This window comes from Streptomyces sp. NPDC005004, assembly GCF_053600675.1.
The window spans coordinates 89,037-113,701 of the sequence record NZ_JBSGAH010000019.1 but is presented as its reverse complement, the minus strand read 5'-3'; the positions used below and the strand labels follow the sequence as shown (position 1 = coordinate 113,701).

Here is a 24,665-nt window from a genome sequence, read left to right as displayed (position 1 = left end):
GTCCGCCGCGGGGCGCCATGCACGCACTCTCGCCGCGCCGGCCCCAGGCCCCGGTACGTCCAGTACGGGGGCCTGGGGCCGACACGCCGAGAGCACGCACCTGACGCCGCGCGGCCGCCCTCGGGCGACGACGGGAATGGTCAGACAGGCCCTAGCGCAGCGTCCATTTCTGGTTGGCGGCTCCGGTGCAGGACCAGATCTGGGCCCTGGCCCCGTTCGCCGAGGAGTTGTCCGTGACGTCCAGGCACTTGTCCGCCGCCGTGTTGACGACGTCGCCGGTGGAGGCGTTGTAGGACCACTGCTGGGCGCCGGTGCCGTTGCAGTCGTAGAGCTGGACCTTGGCGCCGTTCGCGGTGGAGGCCGAGGTGACGTCGAGGCACTTGCCGAGGGCGCGGACCGAGCCGTCGGCGCTGACCGTCCACTGCTGGGCGGTGCTGCCGTTGCAGTCGTAGAGCTGGACGGCGGTGCCGTTGGCGGACGAACCGCCCGCCACGTCCAGGCACTTGCCCGCGAGACCGGCGAAGGCGCCGGTGCGTGCGCCGTCCCCGGACGGGGTGCCGGACCAGGTGAAGGTGGCGGAGGTGCGGGCCGGGAGAGAGTAAGTGGCGTGCTGGCCGCCCCAGTTGATGGTCACCGGCTTGGCCGAGGAGCCGCCGTTGTAGGCGATCAGGGCCTTGCTGCCGTCGGGGTTGCGCCAGGCCACGTTGGGCACGGCGGAGGAGGCCGTCGAGGCGATGCGCTGGGCGCCGGGGCGGACGAACTTGGTGAGGTGGCCCATGTCGTAGTACTCGACGGTGTAGTCCACGCTCCCGCTGCGGCTGTCGCCGTCGTGCACGGTGATCAGGCCGGTGCAGGTGCCGCAACCGCCGTTGTGCGGGCCCATGTTCTGGTCCACCGCGAGAGACCACTTGGTCACCGACTTCGCCCAGTTGCGGGTGTAGTCGATGATGTTGGACATGTCCTCGCGCTGCTGGTCGGCGATCCAGGTGCCGCCGGAGTGCTCGGTGGCGAAGGCGTCCAGGTCCGGGTACTGGTCGTGCACGGTCGTCTGCTTGGCGACGTCGCCGCCGTAGCCGTGCCAGGCGATCCCGCCGAAGTTGGGGTGGCTGCGCACCGCCGCGTCGTCCACGGTCTGGGCGGCGTAGGAGTCGTAGGAGTCCCAGTTCCAGTCGTGCGCGAGGACCTTGGTGGACAGGCCCGCCTGCTGGAGCCTGGGCAGCAGCTCGCTCTTGGTGAAGTAGGCCAGACCGCCGGCGTTCCAGCTCATCGAGGGGTAGCCCGAGCAGCAGGTCGGCTCGTTCTGGGCGGTGACGTAGGAGACGTTCACGCCCTGATCGCGGTACGCCTGGAGGTACTTGACGAAGTACGACGCGTAGGCGCCGTAGTCCTCCGCCTTCAGCCAGCCTCCGTTGAGCGAGCCGCTGTCCTTCATCCAGGCCGGGGCCGTCCAGGGGGAGGCCATGACGGTGAGGGACGGGTTGAGCTGGAGCGCCTGCCGGGTGAGCGGGGCGACGTCCGCGAGGTCGTGGGCGATCGAGAACTTCGCGAGCGAGGGGTCGGTCTGCCCGGCCGGCACGTCGTCGTAGGTGTAGCCGGAGCGGGCCAGGTCGGAGGCGCCCATCGGGTTGCGCAGGAACGACAGGCCGATGCCGTCCGTGGGGGAGAACAGCTTGCGCATGGTCGCGTCGCGGGTGGACTGGGAGAGCGCGCCGCTGCTGTTCATCAGCCAGGCGGCGGTGTCGGTGAAGGACGCGCCGCCGCCGGTGAAGGTCTGGTAGCGGGTGCCCTCGTCGACGGTGATGTTCTCGCCCGAGCCGCCGGTGCCCGACGAGAAGGCGAACGGCGCCTGTTGCTGGAGCCCGCGGGTGACATGGCGCCCGCCGGAGTCGTCGGTGGTGGTGAGCCAGGCCGTCACCGGCTCGCCCGCCGCGTGCGCGGCGGGGACGGCGAGGGTGCCGAGCCCGGCGGTCAGCAGCGCGGCCAGCAGCAGCCGGACCGGGCGCAGGGGTGGTCTCATGGTGCGCCGCCCTTCGAAGAGGTGGGGGGAGGTGGGGAACAGCGGCGTGCGAGGCGTGAGTAAATGACGGCTTGCATCGTCCGTCAAGGGGTCGCGTATTCAGAAGGCGAACGCACAACACCCCTGCTCCACACATGAGTCGACGGTGTACCACTTCCGGCGTGAAGCCTTGACGACTCCCTGGGGCGCCAGTTGACTCACGCCGTGAGTTAAGTCATGAGTGAACCGTGAGCCAAGGGAAGGTCCATGCGCAGAACCGCCCTGCTCGTCTCCGCCGCCCTGCTGACCGCGGCACTTCCGCTGACCGCGGCAGCCACCGCCTCCGGTGCCGCCGACCCGCCACCTCTCTCCGTCGACCGCTTCGAGGGCGAGGTCCCCTTCGCCGCCCAGCCCGCCGAGGGCATCTTCACCTGGGGCGGCGACAGCGACGACCCGCCCGCCCTGGAACTGGCCGCGCGCGCCGACGCCCCCGAAGGCGCCAAGGTCCTCTCCGGCGGCTACGACATCAGCGGCTACGGCGGCTTCACCCACGACTACGCCGCCGCGGGCCCCGCCCACGACTGGTCGGCGCACCGGGGCATCCGCTTCTGGTGGGACGGCCAGGACAACGGCAAGAAGATCGCCTTCGAGATCAAGGACGGAGGCGCGAACGGCGAGGCGTCCGAGCTGTGGACGACCTCCTTCACCGACGACTTCTCCGGCTGGAAGCAGGTCGAGCTGCCCTTCGGCGCGTTCACCTATCGCACCGACTACCAGCCCGTCGGCGGCATCGACCACGTCCTCGGCCTCACCGAGATGTGGGGCTACGCCGTCACGCTCCCCACCGGCGTCAAGGGCCGCTTCGCCATGGACGGCGTCGAGCTCTACGGTGCCGCCGACCCCGCGCTGCACGCCTCGGTCACCACGGACGCGGCCGTCCACCCGGTCCGCGAGGGCGGCACCGCCTCCGTCCGCGTCACCGTCTCCACCACGGGCGAGAAGCCGCTCACCGATCCGGTGACCGTCGCCTACACCACCGCGGGCGGCACCGCCCGCCCCGGCACGGACTACAAGCCGGTCGACGGCTCCCTCACCTTCCCGGCCGGCACCCCCTCCGGCAGTTCGCGGACCGTCGAGGTGACCACCCTGAAGGACCGCGGCGCCGAGCCCGCCGAGACGATCCCGCTCAAGCTCACGGTGACCGGTGCCAAGGCCCCCGCCGAGAACCCGCAGATCGTCATCGACGCCCACGGACTGCCGTACCTGGACAAGAAGCTGCCCGTGCGCAAGCGGGTGGCCGACCTGCTGGGGCGGATGTCGCTCGCGGAGAAGACCGGCCAGATGACCCAGGCCGAGCGCGGCGCCGTCAGCGACCCGGCCGACATCGCGTCCTACGACCTCGGCTCGCTGCTCTCCGGCGGCGGCTCCACGCCCACCCCCAACACCCCCGCGGCGTGGGCGAAGATGATCGACGGCTTCCAGCTGCGCGCCCGGGCGACGCGGTTCCAGATCCCGCTGATCTACGGCGTGGACGCGGTGCACGGCCACAACAACCTCGTCGGCGCCACGATCATGCCGCACAACATCGGCATCGGTGCCACCCGGGACCCCCGACTCGCCCAGCGGACAGGGGCGGTGACCGCCGCCGAGGTCCGCGCCACCGGCATCCCCTGGGACTTCGCGCCCTGCCTGTGCGTGACCCGCGACGAACGCTGGGGCCGCTCCTACGAGTCCTTCGGTGAGGACCCGGCGCTGGTCGAGTCCCTGGAGACGGTGATCCAGGGCCTCCAGGGCCGCGCCGACGGCCGCGACCTCGCCCGCCCCGACAAGGTCCTCGCCACCGCCAAGCACTTCGTCGGCGACGGCGGCACCGCCTACGGCTCCTCCACCACCGGCACCTACACGATCGACCAGGGCGTCACCAAGGTCACCCGCCGGCAGTTGGAGGCCGTCCACCTCGCGCCGTACCAGGACGCCGTGGACCGGGGGATCGGCACCGTCATGCCGTCGTACTCCTCGCTCGACGTCATCGGCGACGGACGCGGCCCGGTGAAGATGCACGCCCGCGCGGACATGATCAACGGCGTGCTCAAGGGCCGCATGGGCTTCGACGGCTTCGTGATCAGTGACTGGAACGCCATCGACCAGCTGCCCGGCGACTACGCCGCGCACGTGCGCGCCTCGGTGAACGCGGGCGTCGACATGATGATGGTCCCCTACACCTACAAGGACTTCACCGCGGCCCTGACCGCCGAGGTGAAGGCCGGACGCGTCACCGAGCGGCGTATCGACGACGCGGTCTCCCGCATCCTCACCCAGAAGTTCCGCCTCGGCCTCTTCGAGCACCCCTACGCGAACACCTCGGGCGCGTCCGCCATCGGCTCCCCGGCGCACCGCGCCGTCGCCCGCCAGGCCGCCGCCGAGTCCCAGGTGCTGCTGAAGAACAGTGGCGGACTGCTGCCGCTGAAGAAGAGCCAGAAGGTGTACGTCGCCGGGTCCAACGCCGACGACATCGGCAACCAGACCGGCGGCTGGACCGTCACCTGGCAGGGCTCCTCCGGCGACATCGTCCCCGGCACCACCATCCTCCAGGGGATGCGGAAGGCGGGCGGCGACGTCACCTGGTCCAAGGACGCCTCCGCTCCGACCAAGGGCTACGACGTGGGCGTGGTCGTCGTCGGGGAGACCCCCTACGCCGAGGGCGTGGGTGACGTGGGCAACGGACACAGCCTCCAGTTGTCCGCCGCCGACCGGGCCGCCGTCGACAAGGTGTGCGCGGCCATGAAGTGCGCGGTGCTGATCGTCTCCGGACGCCCGCAGCTCGTCGGAGACCGGCTGGGCGAGATCAGTGCCCTGGTCGCCTCCTGGCTGCCCGGCACCGAGGGAGACGGCGTGGCCGACGTGCTCTACGGCAAGCGGGCCTTCACCGGCCGGCTCCCGGTCACCTGGCCGAGGTCCGAGGCGCAATTGCCGATCAACGTCGGCGACACGTCGTACGACCCGCAGTACCCCTTCGGCTGGGGTCTGACCACCCGCACCACGGTGTCCAAGGGCGGCGCGGCGGAGCTGAAGGCGCTCGGCGCGGCGGCGGAACGGGCCGGACGGGCGCACGACGGCACGACCGGACGGGCGCTGGTCACCAAGGCCCGGCTGATCGTCCAGGACAAGGTGGGACAGCGGATCACGGCGGCGGTGGCGAAGCCCTTCGCCGAGGCCGACCACGCCCTGCTGACCGGGAACTACGCGCTGGCGCTGCGCAAGTTGGCGGAGGCTTATCGGGCAGCCTGATTCACCCGAACCAGCGATCCGCACACCTGACCGAAAAGGGGAGGCTTCGGGTAGCGTCGAAGGATGAAGGCCGTCCTGCCGACCCGAAGCCTCCCCGCGCTGCTCCTTGCCGCGCTGGCCCTGGCTTTCACGACCGTGTTCGCCCCCGCCGCGAGCGCGGACACCAGCGTCTCCACCATCGGCCGGGCGCTGCGCGAGAATCCGGTCTACGTCGACCCGGCCGCCTCCGGACAGCTCTCCCGCGCCGACGCCGACGCGCTGTCCAAGCGGATCAAGGACGCCGGAAAACCGGTGTTCGTGGTGGTCCTGCCAGACGGGTACCGCACCAAGAACCTGTTCTCCGACCTGCGCACCGCCACCGGGATCACCGGTCTCTACGGGATCAGGCTGGGCGACCGCTTCGATGCCCGGGCCGATTCCGTGGTCCTGTCGGACACGGCCCGCAAGAACCTGGTGGCGAGCGTCCAGGGCGAGGACGCCAAGGCACAGCTCACCGACTTCACCGACCGCGCCCTCGACACCGTCCGGGGACACGCGCCGTCCGGCTGGGACTCCTCCGGCGGGGGAGTGTCCGGCACCGGGCTGATCGTGGCCGCCGGTGTCCTGGTGGCGGCGGGGGCGGGCGCCTACACCCTGGTCCGCCGCAACCGCCGCCGCCGCGACGAGGAGCAGCGCGCCGCCCTCGACCGGCTGCGCGTGGTGGTGGACGAGGACATCACCGCCTTCGGCGAGGAGCTGGACCGGCTCGACTTCTCTCCCGGCGAGCCCGGCGCCGACGACGCGATGCGCGCCGACTACGAGCGCGCCCTGAATGCCTACGACCGAGCCAAGCAGCTCATGGAGCGGGCGCGCAGACCCGAGGACGTGCGCGCGGTCACCGAGACCCTGGAGGACGGCCGCTTCTCGCTCGCCGCGCTGGCCGCCCGCCGCGAGGGGCGTCCGCTGCCCGAGCGGCGCGCGCCCTGCTTCTTCGACCCGCGCCACGGCCCGTCGGTGACCGACGCCCTGTGGACGCCGCCCGGCGGCAGCCCGCGCGAGGTCCCGGTCTGCGCGGCCGACGCCGCCCGGCTGGCCGACGGCCACGACCCGGCGGTGCGTGAGGTCGAGACCGAGTACGGCCGCCGTCCCTACTGGGACGCGGGCCCCGCCTACGGCCCCTGGGCGGGCGGCTACTTCGGCGGCGGTCTGCTGCCCGGCCTGCTGGTGGGCACCGCGCTCGGCGGCATGATGTCCACCCCCGCCTACGCGGCCGACTACGGCGGCGGGTACGGCGACGGCTTCGGCGGTGGTTTCGGCGGCTTCGAGGGCGGCGACGTCTCGGGCGGCAACTTCGACCCCGGCGACTTCGGCGGCGGCTTCGGCGACGGAGGCGGCGACTTCGGGGGCGGCGGGGACTTCGGCGGTGGAGGCGATTTCGGCGGAGGCTTCTGAGCCCTCCCGCACGTACCCGAGCGCCCCGTTCCCTCTTCGGGAACGGGGCGCTCGTCGGTACCGCGGCCGGACCGCCGGAGGCTCACGCGTTCTTGATGGCCGACACGTCGAAGCTGAGCTTGATCTTGTCGGAGATCAGCACGCCACCCGTCTCCAGGGCAGCGTTCCAGGTCAGGCCCCACTCCGAGCGGAGCAGCTCGGCCTTGCCCTCGAAGCCCACGCGGTCGTTGCCGAACGGGTCCTTGGCGGAGCCGTTGAACTCCAGGTCGATGGTGATCGGCTTGGTCGTGCCGAGGATCGACAGGTCACCGGTGATGCGGTAGTCGTCGCCGCCCAGGGACTCCGCCTTGGTGGAGCGGAAGGTCATCGTCGGGAACTCGTCCGTCTTGAAGAAGTCGGCGGACTTCAGGTGGGTGTCCCGGTCCGCGTTGCCGGTGTCGATGCTGTCCATCTTCACGTCGAGGCTCGCGGTGGAGTTCGCGGGGTTCTCGCCGTCCAGGTGCAGCGTGCCGGTGAACTCGGTGAAGCTGCCCTTGACGTTGGTGACCATGGCGTGCCGCGCGGTGAAGCCGATCGAGGTGTGCGCGGGGTCGATCGTGTAGTCACCCGTCAGGCCCGCCAGCGCGGCGCCGGCCGGGGCGGCGGTGGTCGTCTGGGGGGTGCTGTCCTTGCGGCTGAAGATGCCCATCGTGTGCTCCTCGGAAGTTTGTTTAAGGTTCAACGAACCCTGCTGTTACGACCGTAACGCCATTCTGTTTGATTTTCAACATCATCCGGTGCGTGTTTTCACGTCAACACACAGTCACCACGTACGCCCTCTGGCGGACGCGCGTAGAACTCGGGCACCATCTGCGGTGCACCACCTGCACAGCCGCCCCACAGGAAGCTCGGCCCACCGCAGGAAGGGTTCCCCACGTGAAGATCCGTTCCGTTCTGACCGCGCTCGCGCTCGTCGTCGCGCCGGGTGTCGCCGTCGTCGGCACCGCCTCCGACGCCTTCGCCGTCACCAAGATCAGTCACGCGACCGCCACCCAGATGTTCCGCGACGTCGGCATCACCTGGTCCTCCTCCGGAGGCTGCTCGGACCGCAACAACTCCACCTGTACGTCGTTCGAGCAGCTCAACCTCCCCACCGCCCAGGGCGCCCAGACCCTCAAACGGGCCACCGGCTGCGCGCTGAACATCACCGGCGGCACCGAGACCGGCCATGCCTCGGGGACCTACTCGCACTGGAACGGCTACAAGCTGGACTACGGCAAGAACACCTGCGTGACCTCGTACATCAAGAACACCTTCACTTACATCGGGCTGCGCGGCGACGGCGCGCCGCAGTACCAGTCGGGCTCGGGCAACATCTACGCCGACGAGGGCAACCACTGGGACGTCCTCTACTACAACTGCGGCGGCTGCTGAGCGGGCCGCGGGCGGGGGTCGTACCCGGGCGCGACACTCCGGGGCGGCCCTCGCCGCCGTTCGGGGTACGGTAGGCGCAGTCGGCCGTCCGGAGGCCCCGTTTCACCCCACGGTTGGCGTGTCGCGGCGGCGGATCCGCGTCGCGTTCCGATACCGGCGTTTGTGGCACCCCTACAACGCCGACGCCCTCCGGGCAGTAAGAACAGCTGCACCTCGGCGTGGTTCTGTTCGGTGGTACCAGGAAAACGCTTCGGAGACTGTACGGAGTGGACGGCTCGCTTTCCTCGATGTCCTTCGTAAGGTCGCTACATGACCGTTTTGGAAGAGACGACGGGTGAGCCGGCGGACGCGCGCGGGCGGGTCGCCGAACTGCACGTGATCCGGGCGCAGGCCCTGGCGGGCCCCAGCGAGAAGGCGACCGAGGCACAGCACGCCAAGGGCAAGCTGACCGCCCGCGAGCGCATCGAGCTGCTCCTCGACCCGGACTCCTTCCAGGAGGTCGAGCAGCTGCGCCGGCACCGCGCGACCGGCTTCGGCCTGGAGGCCAAGAAGCCGTACAGCGACGGTGTCATCACCGGCTGGGGCACGGTCGAGGGCCGCACGGTCTTCGTCTACGCGCACGACTTCCGCATCTTCGGCGGCGCGCTGGGCGAGGCCCACGCCACGAAGATCCACAAGATCATGGACATGGCCATCGCGGCCGGTGCGCCGCTGGTCTCCCTCAACGACGGCGCGGGTGCCCGCATCCAGGAGGGTGTCTCGGCGCTCGCCGGCTACGGCGGCATCTTCCAGCGCAACACCAAGGCGTCCGGCGTCATCCCGCAGATCTCCGTCATGCTCGGCCCCTGCGCGGGCGGCGCGGCCTACAGCCCCGCCCTGACCGACTTCGTCTTCATGGTCCGTGAGACCTCGCAGATGTTCATCACCGGCCCGGACGTCGTCAAGGCGGTCACCGGCGAGGAAATCTCCCAGAACGGCCTGGGCGGCGCCGACGTGCACGCCGAGACCTCGGGCGTCTGCCACTTCGCGTACGACGACGAGGAGACCTGCATCGCGGAGGTGCGCTACCTCCTGTCGCTGCTCCCGCAGAACAACCGCGAGAACCCGCCCCGGGTGGAGTCCTCCGACCCCGCCGACCGTCGCGGCGACGTCCTGCTCGACCTCGTCCCCGCCGACGGCAACCGGCCCTACGACATGACCAAGGTCATCGAGGAGCTGGTGGACGACGGCGAGTACCTGGAGGTCCACGAGCGCTGGGCGCGGAACATCATCTGCGCGATGGTCCGCCTCGACGGCCAGGTCGTCGGCATCATCGCCAACCAGCCGCAGGTCCTCGCGGGCGTGCTGGACATCGAGGCGAGTGAAAAAGCTGCGCGCTTTGTCCAGATGTGTGACGCTTTCAATATCCCGATCATCACGCTGCTGGACGTGCCGGGCTTCCTGCCCGGTGTCGACCAGGAGCACGGCGGAATCATCCGGCACGGCGCGAAGCTCCTCTACGCCTACTGCAACGCGACCGTGCCGCGGATTTCGCTCATCCTGCGCAAGGCGTACGGCGGCGCCTACATCGTCATGGACAGCCAGTCCATCGGTGCGGACCTCACCTACGCGTGGCCCACGAACGAGATCGCCGTGATGGGCGCCGAGGGCGCCGCCAACGTCATCTTCCGTCGCCAGATCGCCGAGGCCGAGGACCCCGAGGCGATGCGCCAGAAGATGGTCAAGGAATACAAGGCCGAGCTCATGCACCCGTACTACGCGGCGGAGCGCGGTCTGGTGGACGACGTGATCGACCCCGCGGAGACCCGCGAGGTCCTGGTCAAGTCGCTGGCGATGCTTCAGTCGAAGCACGCCGACCTGCCCTCCCGCAAGCACGGCAACCCGCCGCAGTGATCGAGCCCTCGGAGACCGAAACCATGGACACTCCCGACATCCGCGTCGAGAAGGGCCACGCCGAGCCCGAGGAAGTCGCCGCCATCACGGCCGTCCTCCTCGCCCGCGCCGCGGCCCGCCACACCACCCGCCCCTCCGCCGGCCGCCCCCGGGCCGCCTGGCGCCGTCTGGAGCGCGAGCCCGGCTTCCGCGCCCCGCACAGCTGGCACTGAGCCCCGACGAGCACGGCGCAGGCCCCGCCTCCTCCCTTCCGGGAGAGGCGGGGCCTTCGTCGTCGGCCTGTCATGGCCTTCCTCGGGCCGTACCGGGTAGGGGTACGGCGAAGGCCCCGGCCCGCAGCGTGGCGGGACGGGGCCTTCGGACGTGGACCAGGGTGCCGGACCGGCGGAGCCGTCAGCGCAGACGCGCCATGAGCGCGTGCTCGACCAGGGTGATCAGGGCGCTCTTGGCGTCCGCGCGGTGGCGGGCGTCCGTGGTGATGATCGGGGTGTCCGGGCCGATCTGCAGGGCTTCGCGGACCTCGTCGGGGTTGTAGGGCTGGTTGCCGTCGAAGCCGTTGAGGGCGATGACGAACGGCAGGCCCGAGTTCTCGAAGTAGTCCACGGCCGGGAAGCAGTCGGCCAGGCGCCGGGTGTCGACCAGCACGATGGCGCCGATGGCACCGCGCACGAGGTCGTCCCACATGAACCAGAAGCGGTCCTGACCGGGCGTACCGAAGAGGTACAGGATCAGGTCCTGGTCCAGGGTGATGCGGCCGAAGTCCATGGCGACGGTCGTCGTCGTCTTGTCTCCGGTGTGGGTCAGGTCGTCGATGCCCGCGGACGCGGACGTCATGACGGCCTCGGTACGCAGCGGGTTGATCTCCGAGACGGCACCCACGAACGTGGTCTTGCCCACGCCGAAGCCGCCCGCCACCACGATCTTCGCGGAGGTGGTGGAGCGGGAAGGACCGCCGCTAGAGCTTGCGAAGTCCACTGAGCACCCTTTCGAGCAGTGTCACGTCTGGCTGGCCACCGGCGTTCTCGTCGCCGCCGGGCTGATGGATGGCGACCAGGCCCGCCTCCGCCAAGTCGGCGACGAGAATCCTGGCCACGCCGAGGGGGATCGTCAGCAGGGCCGAGATCTCGGCCACCGACTTGATCTCCCGGCACAGGTTGCAGATCCGCTGATGCTCGGGAAGCTGACCCTGCATCTGGTGCGGAGCGGCGGTGGTGTGCACCAGTGCCTCGATGGCGAGCTGGTAGCGCGGGCGCGTCCGGCCGCCGGTCATGGCGTACGGACGCACCAAGGGGTTGTTGGACGCGGCCGGGGCCGACGCCGGCTCGGGGCGGCGCGGCGGAACCGGCTGGATGCGCGGGGCCTGGGGCTGCTCGTAGGGAGACGGACCGGGACCCTGCGGTGCGTAGGGCTGCCGCTGGCCGGGGGCGGAGGGGATGTACGGGTTCGCGGAACCGCCGTCCTGTCCCTGCGAGGGACCGTACGGCCAGTTGCCCGTATGCGAACCGCCTGGGGGTGTTGCCACTTTCTCTCCTCCTCCGACTGTGCCGGGCACCCATATGCGTGGAGCCGCGTCCCGAAACCTTACGGCCCCGGGACGCGAACGCGCACCGTCCGCTTGCTAGTTGAGAAGGCTGCCCTGGAGTTCCGCACGGAGATCCGGGGTGAGGACCGTGCCCGCGCGGTCCACCAGAAGGGCCATCTCGTACCCGATGAGGCCGATGTCCGCTTCCGGGTGGGCCAGCACCGCGAGCGAAGATCCATCGGAGATGGACATGATGAAGAGGAATCCTCGCTCCATCTCCACAACGGTCTGGTTCACACTGCCTCCCTCGAAAATCCGGGAGGCGCCTGCCGTCAGAGACGTCAGACCGGAGGCGACGGCCGCGAGCTGGTCGGCGCGGTCGCGCGGAAAGCCTTCGGACATCGCCAGAAGGAGTCCGTCGGCGGAGACCACCACCGTGTGGGACACCCCCGGGGTGTTGTCCACGAAGTTGGTGATCAACCAGTTCAGGTTCTGTGCCGCCTGGCTCATCGGGCTCACACTAACGCTCCTGGTTGTAGGTGCTGTCAGGACCACTGTGCTGATTGTTAGTGGCCTGGCCGTTCGTTTCACTGCCTGCGCTGCGTCCGCGTTGGACGCCTCGGCGCAGGTTGCTCAGCCTGCCCCGGACGTCTTCCGGGGCGCGGGAGACCTGTGGGCCCCCCTGAGGGGTGCTCTCGGCGGTGCCCTCGACCAGATTGGCCTTGGGTACCCGCCGGGGCAGACCGGAGGACGTGACTCCGCCCGCCTTGGGTTTGCGCAACTGCGAGGCCTGCTGCCAGCGCTCGTCGTTCGCCGAACGCCAGCCGCTGTCGCCGTTGGTCTGGGCGAGCGGGCCCGCCGAGGAAGCCGGTGCCTCCTGCTGCCCGTGGGCCGTGCCGTTCACGCCGTTCGCACCGCTCGTGACGCCACCGCGGCGGGGAAGCCCGGCGTTCGTCATGTCGTGGGCGGCGGGGGCGGCCGGTCCGGGACGCTCGAAGCCTACGCGGTTCCGCTCACTCACGTCACCGGCCTGCGAAGACTCCGTTTCCGCAGCGTACTGGGCCGGATAGTCGTTCTGGAAACCGTTCTGGCCGGACCAGTCGTCCTGGCGGTTGCCGCCGTCGTACGGACCGAACGCGTCGGGCGCCGAGGCGTGCGCCGGCGCATGGCCGTTGTGGCCCTGCTCCCGGTACGCGTCGGGGTAGCCGCCGTTCTGCGCGAAGCCGTCGTTCTGGCCGAAGCCGTCGCTCTGCGGCAGCCCGGCGTCCTGCGCGTAGTACTGCTGCTCGTCGTACGGTGCCTGCGGCAGCTCCTGGTACGGCTGCTGCGCCTCGGGGGCGGCGGCCTGCGGGTGCTGCTGGACCGGGAAGCCGGAGGTGTCCTCGAAGCCCTGTCGCGGCTGCTCGAAGGCGTCGGGGAACGCGGGTTGCTGCCCGGTGTCCTCCTGCGGCTGATGGCCGTGGGACTCCAGCGCGGCCCGGCGCTCCTCGCGCATCAGCGAGCGGCCGACCGGGTCCAGACCCCGGATGTCGTCCGGGACCTCGTAGCGGCTGTCGTCGAAGCCGAGTTCGGCGGCGGTGCGCATCGGCGGCTGCTGCGGCTGCTGCTGTTGCTGACCGAAGTTCTCGCCCCGGAACTGCTGCTCCGGGATGATCTGCGAGACGGTGAACTCCTCGCGCTCCAGCGGGGTTTCGCCGCCGCCACCGTGCGTGATCGCGTCCGGGAGCATGACCAGCGAGGTGGTGCCGGCCTGCTCGCCCGAGGGGCGGAGCTGGACGCGGATGCCGTGCCGGTCGGACAGCCGGCCGACCACGAAGAGGCCCATGCGCTGGGAGATCGCGGCGTCCACGGTCGGCGGGTTGGCCAGCTTGTGGTTGATGTCCGCGAAGTCCTCGGCCGTCAGGCCGATGCCCTTGTCGTGGATCTCGATCATCACGCGGCCGTCGGGGAGACGGGTCGCGGTGACCTTGACCTTGGTCTGCGGGGAGGAGAACGTCGTCGCGTTCTCCAGCAGCTCGGCCAGCAGGTGCACGAGGTCGGTGACCGCGCGGCCGTGGATCTCGGCGTCCGGTACGCCGGACAGCTCGATGCGCTCGTACTGCTCCACCTCGGAGGAGGCGGCGCGCAGCACGTCGACCAGCGGGACGGGCTGGTCCCAGCGGCGGCCGGGCTCCTCGCCCGCGAGGACCAGGAGGTTCTCGCCGTTGCGGCGCATACGGGTCGCGAGGTGGTCCAGCTTGAACAGGTTCTCGAGCTGGTCCGGGTCGGCCTCGTTGTTCTCCAGGTCGGTGATCAGGGTCAACTGGCCCTCGATCAGCGACTGGTTGCGGCGCGACAGGTTGGTGAAGATCGCGTTGATGTTGCCCCGCAGCAGAGCCTGCTCGGAGGCGAGCCGGACCGCCTCGCGGTGGACCTGGTCGAAGGCGCGGGCGACCTCGCCGATCTCGTCCTTGGTGTGGATCGGGATCGGGGCGACCCGGGTGTCGACCCGGCCGGGGTCGGTGCGGGAGAGCTGGTCGACCAGCATCGGCAGCCGCTGCTCGGCGATGCCGAAGGCCGCGTTGCGCAACTGGCGCATCGAGCGGCTCATCTGACGGGCCACCGCACCGGCGAGGAGGAAGGCGAGCAGCAGCACGAGGACGACGGCCGCACCGGTGATGATCGCGGAGGTCTTGGCGTCGTCGGCGATGCCCGACGCCTCGTTCACGGCCTTGTCGGTCAGGTCCGACTCGATGGAGCGGTACGCCTTGAACTTCAGGGTGTTGACCGCCCACCAGTTGGCGGGGGTGATGCCCTCCTGGGCCAGCGCCTGCCGCTCGATCGGGTCGGTGGTCTTCAGGCCGGCGAGCTTGACGACCATGTCCTGCGGATTGCTGGGGGGCGCCTTGTACGAGGGGTCCTGGGCCTTGGCCTCGGCCACCATCTTGGCGCCCTGCGTCTGGATGTCCCGCTTCTCCTGGTCGAGGCGGTCCGAGTCCTCCTGGGTACCGCCGCCGAGGTACTCCTCGACCGCGATGCCCTCCAGATAGGCGTAGGAGGAGAGCGCGACGCGCTGGGTGGCCAGGTTGGGGGCGTCCGGACCGGGCTTCACCAGCATGTGCATACCGATGGAGCGCTCAAGCGAGAGCGCCGCCTTGGTCAGCGAGATGGCGTAGACGGTACGGCCGTAGGAGGTGATGTTTCCGGTGCCCAGGCCCAGTTCGTTGGCGAACTCCATGAGCGGGTGGGCGATCTCGATGTAGCCCTCCTCCGTCTTCACGCCGGTGAGCTTGGGCGTGTAGGCGAGGGCGCGGAGTGCCTGGAGTTTGGGCTCGGTGTCGCGGAACAGCTTCAGCCGGCGTTCCAGGCCCGGCTTGTGCGGCATGTTCTGCGCGGCCTTGTCGAAGGCGTCGGCCGCGTTGTCGGTGGACTTGCGCGCCGCGGTGACCGTCGCCTTGTCCTGGGCGGTCTCGGCCTTGCCCTTCAGAAGAGGGGCGGCGCTGATGTCGCGCTCGTTGTACAGGGCGTCTGCGTACGACAGGGACGCCCGCACCAGGATGGCGGTGTTCTCGGCGTCCTCGGCGTCCTGCCAGGTGTCGATCGAGTTCTTCACCTGGAAGCCACCCATGATGAGACCGACCATCACGGGTATGAGCAGGATCGCGTTCAGCCTGGTGGGCACCCGCCAGTTGCGCGGCGAGAACCGGCCCCCGGAAGCCGCGGGCGCCGCGGCCTCGGGCTCCGGTCCCGGTGCAACCGGTGCGGGGGCCGCAGCGCGCGGCGGCGGGGTGAAGTTGCCCCGCGCCGACGGCTCGGGACCGTTCTTGCTTCGCCTCACTCGACCAACAACCTCTCGGCGGTCGGCACCGTCTCGTGCCGCAGTCTCTCAGAGCCCGGTTTGTCTTCGCAGAGCCCGGTTCGTCTTCGACCACTCAGTACGTCTTTGACCCCTGGGCAGTTCAGGCATTCCAGCACGTGGACCAGCGCAGTTCCAAACAGGGGCAGCGCAGTTGTAAGGCCCAGATAAAACGGGTCAATACCGAGCGAGCCCCGGCAAAAGGCCGGGGGTTCGTGCGCGCAGCGGTACCGGTCGAACGCGCCCTGTGGCGATCGACGGATATTCCTCTGCCGAACTGTTATGAACACCGGAGCCGGCCGTGTCCAAGGCCACAGCCGGCTCCGGTCCGTTCAGGACAACTGCCTTACGGCAGATCCCACTTGAGTACTGCGGTGCGCCTGCTACCGGAGGCGGGCCATCAGCGCGTGCTCGACCAGGGTGATCAGCGCGCTCTTGGCGTCCGACCGGTGCCGGGCGTCCGTCGTGATGATCGGGGTGTCGGGGCCGATCTGCAGGGCCTCGCGCACCTCCTCCGGGTTGTACGGCTGCTGTCCGTCGAAGCCGTTGAGCGCGACGACGAACGGCAGACCCGAGTTCTCGAAGTAGTCCACGGCCGGGAAGCAGTCCGCCAGGCGGCGGGTGTCCACCAGGACCACCGCGCCGATGGCACCGCGGACCAGGTCGTCCCACATGAACCAGAAGCGGTCCTGACCGGGCGTACCGAAGAGGTACAGGATCAGGTCCTGGTCCAGGGTGATGCGGCCGAAGTCCATGGCCACCGTGGTGGTGGTCTTGTCGCCGGTGTGGGTGAGGTCGTCGATGCCCGCGGACGCGGACGTCATCACGGCCTCGGTACGCAGCGGGTTGATCTCCGAGACGGCGCCCACGAACGTGGTCTTGCCCACGCCGAAGCCACCCGCCACCACGATCTTCGCGGAGGTCGTGGCCCGCCCTCCGTCAGAGCTTGCGAAGTCCACTGAGCACCCTTTCGAGCAGCGTCACATCGGGAGCGCCGCCGTTGTTCTCGTCGCCACCCGGCTGGTGGATGGCGACCAGGCCGGCCTCGGCGAGGTCGGCGACCAGAATCCTTGCCACACCGAGCGGCATGGCCAGTAGCGCGGACACCTCCGCGACCGACTTCACCTCGACGCACAGCTGGCAGATGCGCTGGTGCTCCGGGAGCAGTCCCATGAGCGCTGCCGGGTCGGCCGTCGTGCTGATCAGCGCCTCGATGGCGAGCTGATAGCGCGGCCGCGTCCGGCCGCCGGTCATCGCGTACGGACGTACCAGCGGCTGGTCCCCCTCGTCGCCGTACGACTCCGCGTACGGATCATGAGAGGCGTTGGGCGGGGTCATGAATCCTCCGGGCGGGACAGCAAGTCGGTCAGTCGTGCCGTCTGACGGGGCCGGTGGGGGGATTGTGGCGGCCGGACGGTTGTTTTGTGAGGTGGGTGGTGCCGGGGCGGGTCAGTGGAGCAGACTGCCTTGTAGTTCGGCGCGCAGATCCGGGGTGAGTACCGCACCCGCACGGTCGACGAGCAGCGCCATCTCGTAGCCGACGAGACCGATGTCGCACTCGGGGTGGGCCAGAACCGCGAGGGACGACCCGTCCGAGACGGACATGAGGAAGAGGAAGCCGCGTTCCATCTCGACGACGGTCTGCGACACGCTGCCGCCCTCGAAGATCCGGGACGCCCCGGCCGTGAGAGAGGTCAGCCCGGAGGCGACCGCCGCCAACTGGTCGGCGCGGTCACGCGGAAAACCCTCGGACATCGCCAGCAGAAGGCCGTCGGCGGAGACCACCACCGTGTGGGACACCCCTGGGGTGTTGTCCACGAAGTTGGTGATCAACCAGTTCAGGTTCTGTGCCGCCTGGCTCATCGGACTCAACTAACGCTCCTGCTGGTGAGTGGGGCTGGGAAAGCTGCCGGTCTGGCCGTTGCCGGCCTGGCGGCCCTGCGCGATGCCCCGGCGGAGATTGGTCAGCCGGCCGCGCACCTCGTCGGGGGAGCGCGAAACCTGCGGACCGGTCTGGTTCTGCTGCTGCTGTTGCTGGGCGGTGCCCGGGACGAGGTTCGCCTTGGGCACCCGACGCGGCAGACCGGAGGTGGTGATGCCGCCCGCCGCGGGCTTCCGTACGCGCTCGGCCTGCCGGACGATCTCGTCGTTCGGCGAGGTGCGCCAGGAACCCGTGGTGGACGAGGGGGAGGAAGGGGACGCGGAACGCTGCGGAGCGGGAGCCTGGGCGGGCGCCTGCTGCTGGGCCGGGGCCGCCGGAGCGGGGGCCTGCTCGGCCTCCTGCTGGCCGCCGCCGTGGAACCAGTTGGTCTCCAGCGTGTCGTACAGCGGGGTACGGCCGTCGCCGGGACCGCCGGCCGGGGGCAGTGCCGCCCAGCCCTCGCTCGGCGCCTGCCGCTGCGGGGCGCCGCGCTCGGGCTCCGGAGCCGCCTGGCGCTGCGGGAACTGCGGGCGCTGCGCGCCGAAGTCCGCGGGACCGCCCTGCTGCGGACGCTCGAACTGGCCGGTGTGCGGGCCGCTCGCGCCGTGGCTGCCGGGCAGCGCGTGCTGACCGGTGTTGCCGGCGTCGTAACCGCCGTCGTACGCCTGCGGCGCCGCGAACTGGCCCGTGCTCTGCGGGTCCTGACCGTTCGCCTGGCCGCCGAAGCCGCCGCCCTGGGCGTACGGGTCGTGACCGTTGTTCTGCTGGGCGAACCGACCGCCCTGCTGGGCGCCGGGGCGCTGGAACTGGCCCGTGTTCTGCTGGTCGTTCACGCCGGGACGCTGGAACTGCCCGGTGTTGTGCTGCTCGCCCGCACCCGGACGGGCGAACTGGCCCGTGTTGTGCTGCGGGTTGCCCGCACCGGGCCGGGCGAACTGGCCGGTGTGGTGGCCCTCGTTGTTGCCGTAGAGGTCCTGGCGCGGGAACTCGCCGGTGCCGGACGGGCCGTTCGCGTCGATGCGGGGCATCTCGGCGGTCGCGCCCGGGCTCTGGCGGTCGTCCACGCGCGGCAGCCGCGCGGTGTGCGGGGCCTGCTCGTCGTGCCCGCGCGGGGCGTCCATCGCCGCACGGTTCTGCGGGGCGTCGCCCCACTCGGGACCGCGCTGCTGGGGGTTGCCGCCGGGCAGCTCGGCGCGCGGGCCGCCACGCGGCGGCAACTGGGGCTGACGGCCCTGGTCGGCGCCGCCTCGCGGAGCGGCCGGACCACGGCCGCCGAACGCGTCCTGCTGCGGACCAGCGGGCTGCGCGGCCTGGAGACCCTGCGGGCCACCGGGAGCCTGGCCGTTCTGACCGTTGGGACCACCGGCCGCGCCCGCGGCCTGCCGGCCCTGGAACGCGGCACCGGCGCCCTGTCCACGGCCGCCACCGGGACGGCCGCCCTGTCCGGCGCCGGGCAGCGCCGCACGCGGACCCTGGCCCGCGCCGACCTGACCGCGCGGGGCGGAGCCGCCGAGGAGTCCGCCGCCGGCGGGAGCGCCGCCGAGGGCACCGCCCTGGCCGCCGCCGTTGTTGCGCCGGGCCGCCGCGGCACCCGCGGCCGCCTGGGCGGCGGCGGGACCGCCACCGGCGCCGGGGCCGCCGGCCTTGCCCGGAGCGGGCTTCTTGCCGCCCTGGGCGACGTCGACGGGCAGCATGACCAGTGCGGTCGTACCGCCGGAGTCGGACGGACGGAGCTGGATACGGATGCCGTGTCGCTGGGACAGACGGCCGACCACGAACAGACCCATGCGGCGGGACACCGAGACGTCCACCGTGGGCGGCGCCGCGAGGCGCTCGTTGATCGCGGCCAGGTCCTCGGGGGAGAGACCGATGCCGGTGTCGTGGATCTCGATCAGCACGCGGCCGTCGGGCAGCGCGTGACCGGTCACCTTGACCTTGGTCTGCGGGGAGGAGAACGAGGTGGCGTTCTCGAGCAGCTCGGCGAGGAGGTGCACGAGGTCGTTGACGACGCGGCCCGCGACCTGGGTGCTCGGCACCGAGGCCAGCTCGATGCGCTCGTACTGCTCCACCTCGGACGCGGCGGCGCGGAGCACGTCGACCAGCGGGACCGGGCGGGTCCAGCGCCGGCCCGGCTCCTCACCGGCGAGGACGAGGAGGTTCTCACCGTTACGGCGCATACGCGTCGCGAGGTGGTCGAGCTTGAAGAGGGAGGAGAGCTGGTCCGGGTCGGCCTCGCGGGACTCCAGTTCGGAGATGAGCGAGAGCTGACGCTGGATAAGACCCTGGGAACGGCGCGAGAGGTTGGTGAACATCGCGTTGACGTTGCCCCGCAGCAGGGCCTGCTCGGCGGCGAGGCGGACCGCCTCGCGGTGCACGTCGTCGAAGGCCGCGGCCACCTGGCCGATCTCGTCGCTGGAGTGCACACCGACGGACTCGACGGAGGTGTCGACGTCCTGCGGGTCGGACTCGGAGAGCTGCTTGACCAGCTCGGGCAGGCGGTCCTGGGCGACGCGGGTGGCGGTCTCCTGGAGGCGGCGCAGCGAGCGGATCATGGAGCGCGCCACGACGAAGGCGCCGACCAGCGAGACACCGAGCACGAGCAGGATCAGCGCACCGGAGAGGAGCGCCTCCTGCTCCGAGGTCGACTTGAGCTCACGGGCCTTCTGCTCCATGTCACCGAGCAGCTCGTGCTCGATGTTCTTCATCTGCTGGAGCTTGTTGGTGCTGTCGTCGAGCCAGTCCTTGTAGGAGCGGTTGGGCAGGGCCGAGAAGCCGTTGGGGGCCAGGGCGCGCTTGGCGTACTGGTCGGACGCCACGATCTGCGGAGAGTCCGCCCCGATCGGCTGGAGAGTTGCCTCCGCGCTCGAGCCGTCGACTTTGCGGAAGATGTTGAGCTCGGCGCGCTCGCTGTCGAGGGCCGACTGGCCGTAGAGGCGGTCGTTCGTGGACAGCTTGCCCTTGCTGGTGTTGTTGTCGGGCAGGGCGGCGGCGATGATGGCCCGCTGCACCGAGGCATACTCCTTGGCGTTGGAGAACGCGGACAGGGCACGGGTGCGCTGGATCATCTCCGGGTTGCTGGTCGCCTCGGCCATGTCCTGGGAGAGGTCGATGAGCTGGGTGATCAGCCGGTGGTACGACTCGACGGTCTGGCTGGTGTTACCGGGGGTGGTGTACGCGTCGCTGCGGACCTTGTTGAGGGTGTTGAGCTGGCCCACCAGGGCGACCACGGTGTCGCGGACGCCCTTGAGGTTGCCGTCCTTGCTCGCCGCGTCGATCTCCTCGGCGGTGTCCTCGAAGTTGGCCTTCGCGCGGTCCGACTTGTCGCGGAAGCCCCTGAGGGTGAAGTCCGACGCCTTGACGCCGTGCGACATCGGACCGGCGGACTGGTCACGCTCGTCCTGGAGCGCCGCGGCCAGCTCGGTGGCGCGCTGGGTCATCTCCGTCAGCAGCTTCATGTTGTCGAGCTGCTTGATGTCGTCCATCGAGTCGCCGATGCGCAGGCCACCGAGGGTGGTGGCCGCGACGACCGGCAGAGCGAGCAGCGACACCAGTCGGGTCGAGATGCGCCAGTTGCGCATCGCGAGCCGCGAACCGGGGCCCTCGACGTCCTTGGCCGGCTTCACGGTCGGCGTCGGGGTCACGGAACCCGGCGTGCCCGACAGCGGGGACGCGCCCGGGCCTCCGGAGCGCTCCCCGTTCTCACCGGACTGGGCCGGAGCCGGGTTCTGGGCGTGCTGGGGCGAGGCACCGCGGCCGGTCCCGCCGTGCGGCTCCGGCTCGGCCGAAGCGCTGCCATCCCTCTTGAAACGTCCCTGCACTAGCGTCGCAACCTCTGGACCAGGCGCCCCTCCGCGCGAGCGGCGGGACACGGTGTCGGCGTCTCGGAGAGCGCCCTGAATGCGCCCCCCGTGTTGGTCTTGAAGTGACCGGCGCTGGATCTTCCCCCTTGGCTCTCACCGCCGCGCGGCGCAGTTTCGCGCCCCCCGCGCCGGCTCGATCCTGCGGCGGTCCGTGGCATTCCAGCACAGTGCCGGATCTCCAACAAGGCACGTACCCCGAGCTGTGACCTAGGTGACAGGGAGTGGCACACGGGACACGAAGCGTGCAAGTCGATCTCCCGCAAAGCGGGCACATCCCGGCGAACCACCGAGGGTCGGCGGGTGTCCCAGTCGCCATGATCAGGAGCGGAATGACGGCTTCAGGTGGCCAATGTCCGTTTCGGCACGCCGAATTGACGGTCGGAATTGACCGATTTGTTCGCGAGTAAGTGAGCAAACTCACACGCGATTCGGGCGTGCTTGGCGCCGGTGGCGGCGAATCACATGTTTAGCCTGACGCTTTACAGGATGAGCGGCTCTGCCCACCCGACCGCCCCCACCACCCGAGGCCACAGGAAGACAACGGTGAAGACGACTCAGATGTTCCAGAAGACCGCCAACCCGCGCCGTACGACGCTGGCACACCTCGAGGACGCCACCGAGCTGTGGGCACCCGAGCCGCCGGCGCACACCGAGGAACTCCCCGCGAGCACCGCCAACCCCCGGCGCACCATCCTGATGGAGCTGCCCGCCTCCGTCGGCGCCTGACCGGAGCTGCGGACCGCGCACTGAGCGCGGCCGGGAAGACCACGCACCGCCGTGTTCTTCCCGGCCGCGCTCAGTCATTTCCGGACCCGTCCCGGGACAGCGGGCACGGCCCGAAAACCGCTAATCCCGCAACCGCCGTCCCACGCCGCATTTTCCCCGCCGCCGACCGGAAAAGCCACGGAATTTCCCCGCGCCCCGGATGCCCGGCCGGGCGCCCGCCGAGCCCGGCCGCGCGGAGCGCGGGCCCGGGGCGCCCCACGAGGCAGCGGAGCGGTCCCGACCCGGCGAATTCGCAATTCATCCCGGCCCGGTATTCGACGCCGATAAACTCCACCGCCACGGGCTGCGGCGAACACCGCGCCGCCGGAGCGGTTAACCTGGGACGACAGTACGCCGGTTCTCAATGAGAGGCGCAGGAATCCCGTGCGCATCGCCAGGTTCTCCATCGACGGGAACGTAGCCTTCGGCGCGGTCGAGGGCGACAAGCAGGACGAGCTGGTCCTCGACATCATCAAGGGCATCCCGTTCGCCGACCACGAGCTGTCCGGGACCAAGGTCCCGCTGAGCAAGGTCAGGCTGCTCCCGCCGGTGCTCCCCAACAAGGTCGTGGCCTTCGGCCGCAACTACGCCGAGCACGCGAAGGAACTGGGCCACGAGGTGCCCGACGTCCCCTTCGCCTTCCTCAAGCCGTCCACCTCGGTGATCGGTCCGGGCGACGACATCCAGTACCCCTCCTTCACCGAGGACCTCCAGTACGAGGCCGAGCTGGCCGTCGTCATCGGCCGCATGTGCCGCGAGGTGCCCCGTGAGCGGGTCAAGGACGTCATCCTCGGCTACACGTGCGCCAACGACCTCACCGCCCGCGACGTGCAGCGCCGCGAGAAGCAGTGGGCCCGCGCCAAGGGCTTCGACACCGCCTGCCCGCTCGGCCCGTGGATCGAGACGGACATGGACCTCGCCCGCGCGAACGACCTCACCGTGCAGCTCACGGTGAACGGCGAGCAGCGCCAGCTCGGCCGCACCAGCGAGATGATCCGTCCCATCGAGGACCTGATCGTCAACATCTCCGAGGCGATGACCCTGCTCCCCGGCGACGTCGTCCTCACCGGCACCCCCGCGGGCGTCGGACCCCTGAACGTCGGCGACGAGGTCGCCGTCACCATCGAAGGCATCGGCACTCTCACCAACAAGGTTGTCAAGCGTGGCTAGCGCACCCGTACGCGTCCGTTTCTGTCCCTCGCCCACCGGTAACCCCCACGTCGGCCTGGTGCGCACCGCCCTGTTCAACTGGGCCTTCGCCCGGCACCACAAGGGCACCCTGGTCTTCCGCATCGAGGACACCGACGCGGCCCGCGACTCCGAGGAGTCGTACAACCAGCTCCTCGACGCGATGCGCTGGCTCGGCTTCGACTGGGACGAGGGCCCCGAGGTCGGCGGCCCGCACGCGCCGTACCGCCAGTCGCAGCGGATGGACATCTACCAGGACGTCGCGAGCAAGCTCCTGGACGGCGGCTACGCCTACCACTGCTACTGCTCCCAGGACGAGCTGGACACCCGCCGCGAGGCCGCCCGCGCCGCCGGCAAGCCCTCCGGCTACGACGGCCACTGCCGCGAGCTGAGCGCCGCGCAGATCGAGGAGTACCGGGCGCAGGGCCGCGAGCCGATCGTCCGCTTCCGGATGCCGGACGAGGCGATCACCTTCGACGACCTGGTGCGCGGCGAGATCACCTACCTCCCGGAGAACGTCCCGGACTACGGCATCGTGCGCGCCAACGGCGCCCCGCTGTACACCCTGGTGAACCCGGTCGACGACGCGCTGATGGACATCACCCACGTCCTGCGCGGCGAGGACCTGCTCTCCTCCACCCCGCGCCAGATCGCTCTGTACAAGGCGCTGATGGAGCTGGGGATCGCCCAGCAGATCCCGGCCTTCGGCCACCTGCCGTACGTGATGGGCGAGGGCAACAAGAAGCTCTCCAAGCGCGACCCGCAGTCCTCGCTCAACCTCTACCGCGAGCGCGGCTTCCTGCCCGAGGGTCTGCTCAACTACCTTTCCCTCCTGGGCTGGTCGCTCTCGGCGGACCAGGACATCTTCTCGATCGAGGAGATGGTCGCCGCCTTCGAGATCTCCGACGTGAACCCCAACCCGGCGCGCTTCGACCTGAAGAAGTGCGAGGCGATCAACGCCGACCACATCCGGCTGCTCGACGTGAAGGACTTCACCGAGCGCTGCGAGCCGTGGCTGAAGGCACCGTTCGCCCCCTGGGCGCCGGAGGACTTCGACGAGGCCAAGTGGCAGGCGATCGCCCCGCACGCGCAGACACGGCTGAAGGTGCTCTCCGAGATCACCGACAACGTCGACTTCCTCTTCCTGCCCGAGCCGGTCTTCGACGAGGCGTCGTGGGCCAAGGCGATGAAGGAGGGCTCCGACGCGCTCCTGCGCACCGCCCGCGAGAAGCTCCAGTCCGCGGACTGGACCTCGGCGGAGTCGCTGAAGGAGGCCGTGCTGGCCGCCGGTGAGGCCCATGGCCTCAAGCTCGGCAAGGCCCAGGCCCCGGTCCGCGTGGCCGTCACCGGCCGCACGGTGGGTCTGCCCCTGTTCGAGTCCCTCGAGGTCCTCGGCAAGGACGCCACGCTGGCCCGCATCGACGCGGCGCTGGAGCGTCTCGCCGCGTAACGCACGCCACATCCGGCGAGGGGCGGCACCCGGTCACCGGGCGCCGCCCCTCGCTGTCGGTGGCGGGAACTACGCTGCGGGAAACGACCCCGTGGAAAGGCGC

Annotated in this window: 18 protein-coding genes; 8 read left to right on the top strand and 10 right to left on the bottom strand. The window is 70.4% G+C overall.

Annotation, left to right across the window (positions count from 1 at the left end):
• Positions 1-151: 151 nt before the first annotated feature.
• Positions 152-2,017, bottom strand: coding sequence for a ricin-type beta-trefoil lectin domain protein (locus tag ACWEEU_RS24930; protein WP_385746873.1), 1,866 nt, complete (start codon positions 2,015-2,017; stop codon positions 152-154).
• A 246-nt stretch (positions 2,018-2,263) separates the two neighbouring features.
• Between ACWEEU_RS24930 and ACWEEU_RS24925 the strand changes: the two genes are divergently transcribed.
• Positions 2,264-5,284, top strand: a complete 3,021-nt coding sequence (locus ACWEEU_RS24925; RefSeq protein WP_451735029.1) for a glycoside hydrolase family 3 protein — start codon at positions 2,264-2,266, stop codon at positions 5,282-5,284.
• A 63-nt stretch (positions 5,285-5,347) separates the two neighbouring features.
• Entirely contained in the window at positions 5,348-6,715 is a 1,368-nt protein-coding gene (locus ACWEEU_RS24920; RefSeq protein WP_451735027.1) for a hypothetical protein, read from the top strand.
• An 82-nt stretch (positions 6,716-6,797) separates the two neighbouring features.
• Here ACWEEU_RS24920 and ACWEEU_RS24915 read toward each other — a convergent pair whose 3' ends face one another.
• Positions 6,798-7,403: a YceI family protein gene (locus ACWEEU_RS24915; protein ID WP_385746847.1), complete on the bottom strand. Its 606-nt coding sequence runs from the start codon at positions 7,401-7,403 to the stop codon at positions 6,798-6,800.
• Positions 7,404-7,630: 227 nt separating this feature from the next.
• Here ACWEEU_RS24915 and ACWEEU_RS24910 point away from each other — a divergent pair, with 227 nt between their 5' ends.
• From ACWEEU_RS24910 to ACWEEU_RS24900, 3 genes are all read left to right on the top strand, one after another.
• Complete coding sequence (locus tag ACWEEU_RS24910; protein WP_385746845.1) at positions 7,631-8,128, top strand: hypothetical protein; 498 nt, start codon at positions 7,631-7,633, stop codon at positions 8,126-8,128.
• A 309-nt stretch (positions 8,129-8,437) separates the two neighbouring features.
• Positions 8,438-10,021 carry an acyl-CoA carboxylase subunit beta gene (locus tag ACWEEU_RS24905; protein WP_451735025.1) on the top strand — a complete coding sequence of 528 codons (1,584 nt, stop codon included), beginning with the start codon at positions 8,438-8,440 and terminating at the stop codon, positions 10,019-10,021.
• A gap of 23 nt (positions 10,022-10,044) precedes the next feature.
• Positions 10,045-10,233 carry an acyl-CoA carboxylase subunit epsilon gene (locus ACWEEU_RS24900; protein WP_385746841.1) on the top strand — a complete coding sequence of 63 codons (189 nt, stop codon included), beginning with the start codon at positions 10,045-10,047 and terminating at the stop codon, positions 10,231-10,233.
• A gap of 181 nt (positions 10,234-10,414) precedes the next feature.
• On the opposite strand, the gene ACWEEU_RS24895 is transcribed toward ACWEEU_RS24900, so the two are convergent.
• The 8 genes from ACWEEU_RS24895 to ACWEEU_RS24860 all read right to left on the bottom strand — a co-directional run bounded on the left by ACWEEU_RS24895 (position 10,415) and on the right by ACWEEU_RS24860 (position 21,117).
• Positions 10,415-10,996 carry a GTP-binding protein gene (locus tag ACWEEU_RS24895; protein ID WP_026248371.1) on the bottom strand — a complete coding sequence of 194 codons (582 nt, stop codon included), beginning with the start codon at positions 10,994-10,996 and terminating at the stop codon, positions 10,415-10,417.
• On the bottom strand, positions 10,977-11,543 hold the full coding sequence (locus ACWEEU_RS24890; protein WP_385746839.1) for a DUF742 domain-containing protein: 567 nt from the start codon (positions 11,541-11,543) through the stop codon (positions 10,977-10,979). Before ACWEEU_RS24890 ends, ACWEEU_RS24895 begins: the two co-directional genes overlap by 20 nt.
• Positions 11,544-11,639: 96 nt before the next feature.
• On the bottom strand, positions 11,640-12,053 hold the full coding sequence (locus ACWEEU_RS24885; protein ID WP_004983065.1) for a roadblock/LC7 domain-containing protein: 414 nt from the start codon (positions 12,051-12,053) through the stop codon (positions 11,640-11,642).
• Between the two features lie 10 nt (positions 12,054-12,063).
• The gene (locus ACWEEU_RS24880) at positions 12,064-15,360 is read right to left on the bottom strand and encodes a nitrate- and nitrite sensing domain-containing protein (RefSeq protein WP_451735022.1); all 3,297 of its coding nucleotides are present in this window, start codon (positions 15,358-15,360) and stop codon (positions 12,064-12,066) included.
• A 401-nt stretch (positions 15,361-15,761) separates the two neighbouring features.
• Entirely contained in the window at positions 15,762-16,337 is a 576-nt protein-coding gene (locus ACWEEU_RS24875) for a GTP-binding protein (protein WP_199585381.1), read from the bottom strand.
• Positions 16,318-16,716, bottom strand: a complete 399-nt coding sequence (locus ACWEEU_RS24870; protein ID WP_161183362.1) for a DUF742 domain-containing protein — start codon at positions 16,714-16,716, stop codon at positions 16,318-16,320. Before ACWEEU_RS24870 ends, ACWEEU_RS24875 begins: the two co-directional genes overlap by 20 nt.
• A gap of 111 nt (positions 16,717-16,827) precedes the next feature.
• Positions 16,828-17,241, bottom strand: a complete 414-nt coding sequence (locus ACWEEU_RS24865) for a roadblock/LC7 domain-containing protein (protein ID WP_018544706.1) — start codon at positions 17,239-17,241, stop codon at positions 16,828-16,830.
• A 9-nt stretch (positions 17,242-17,250) separates the two neighbouring features.
• The gene (locus tag ACWEEU_RS24860; protein WP_451735020.1) at positions 17,251-21,117 is read right to left on the bottom strand and encodes a nitrate- and nitrite sensing domain-containing protein; all 3,867 of its coding nucleotides are present in this window, start codon (positions 21,115-21,117) and stop codon (positions 17,251-17,253) included.
• Positions 21,118-21,702: 585 nt separating this feature from the next.
• Between ACWEEU_RS24860 and ACWEEU_RS24855 the strand changes: the two genes are divergently transcribed.
• The 3 genes from ACWEEU_RS24855 (at position 21,703) to gltX (ending at position 24,562) form a co-directional block, all read left to right on the top strand.
• Positions 21,703-21,885 carry a hypothetical protein gene (locus ACWEEU_RS24855; protein ID WP_385746832.1) on the top strand — a complete coding sequence of 61 codons (183 nt, stop codon included), beginning with the start codon at positions 21,703-21,705 and terminating at the stop codon, positions 21,883-21,885.
• Between the two features lie 423 nt (positions 21,886-22,308).
• The gene (locus tag ACWEEU_RS24850; protein WP_385751455.1) at positions 22,309-23,094 is read left to right on the top strand and encodes a fumarylacetoacetate hydrolase family protein; all 786 of its coding nucleotides are present in this window, start codon (positions 22,309-22,311) and stop codon (positions 23,092-23,094) included.
• Positions 23,078-24,562: a glutamate--tRNA ligase gene (gltX, locus tag ACWEEU_RS24845; protein WP_385751457.1), complete on the top strand. Its 1,485-nt coding sequence runs from the start codon at positions 23,078-23,080 to the stop codon at positions 24,560-24,562. The genes ACWEEU_RS24850 and gltX overlap by 17 nt, the downstream gene beginning before the upstream one ends.
• The last annotated feature ends 103 nt before the right edge of the window (positions 24,563-24,665 follow it).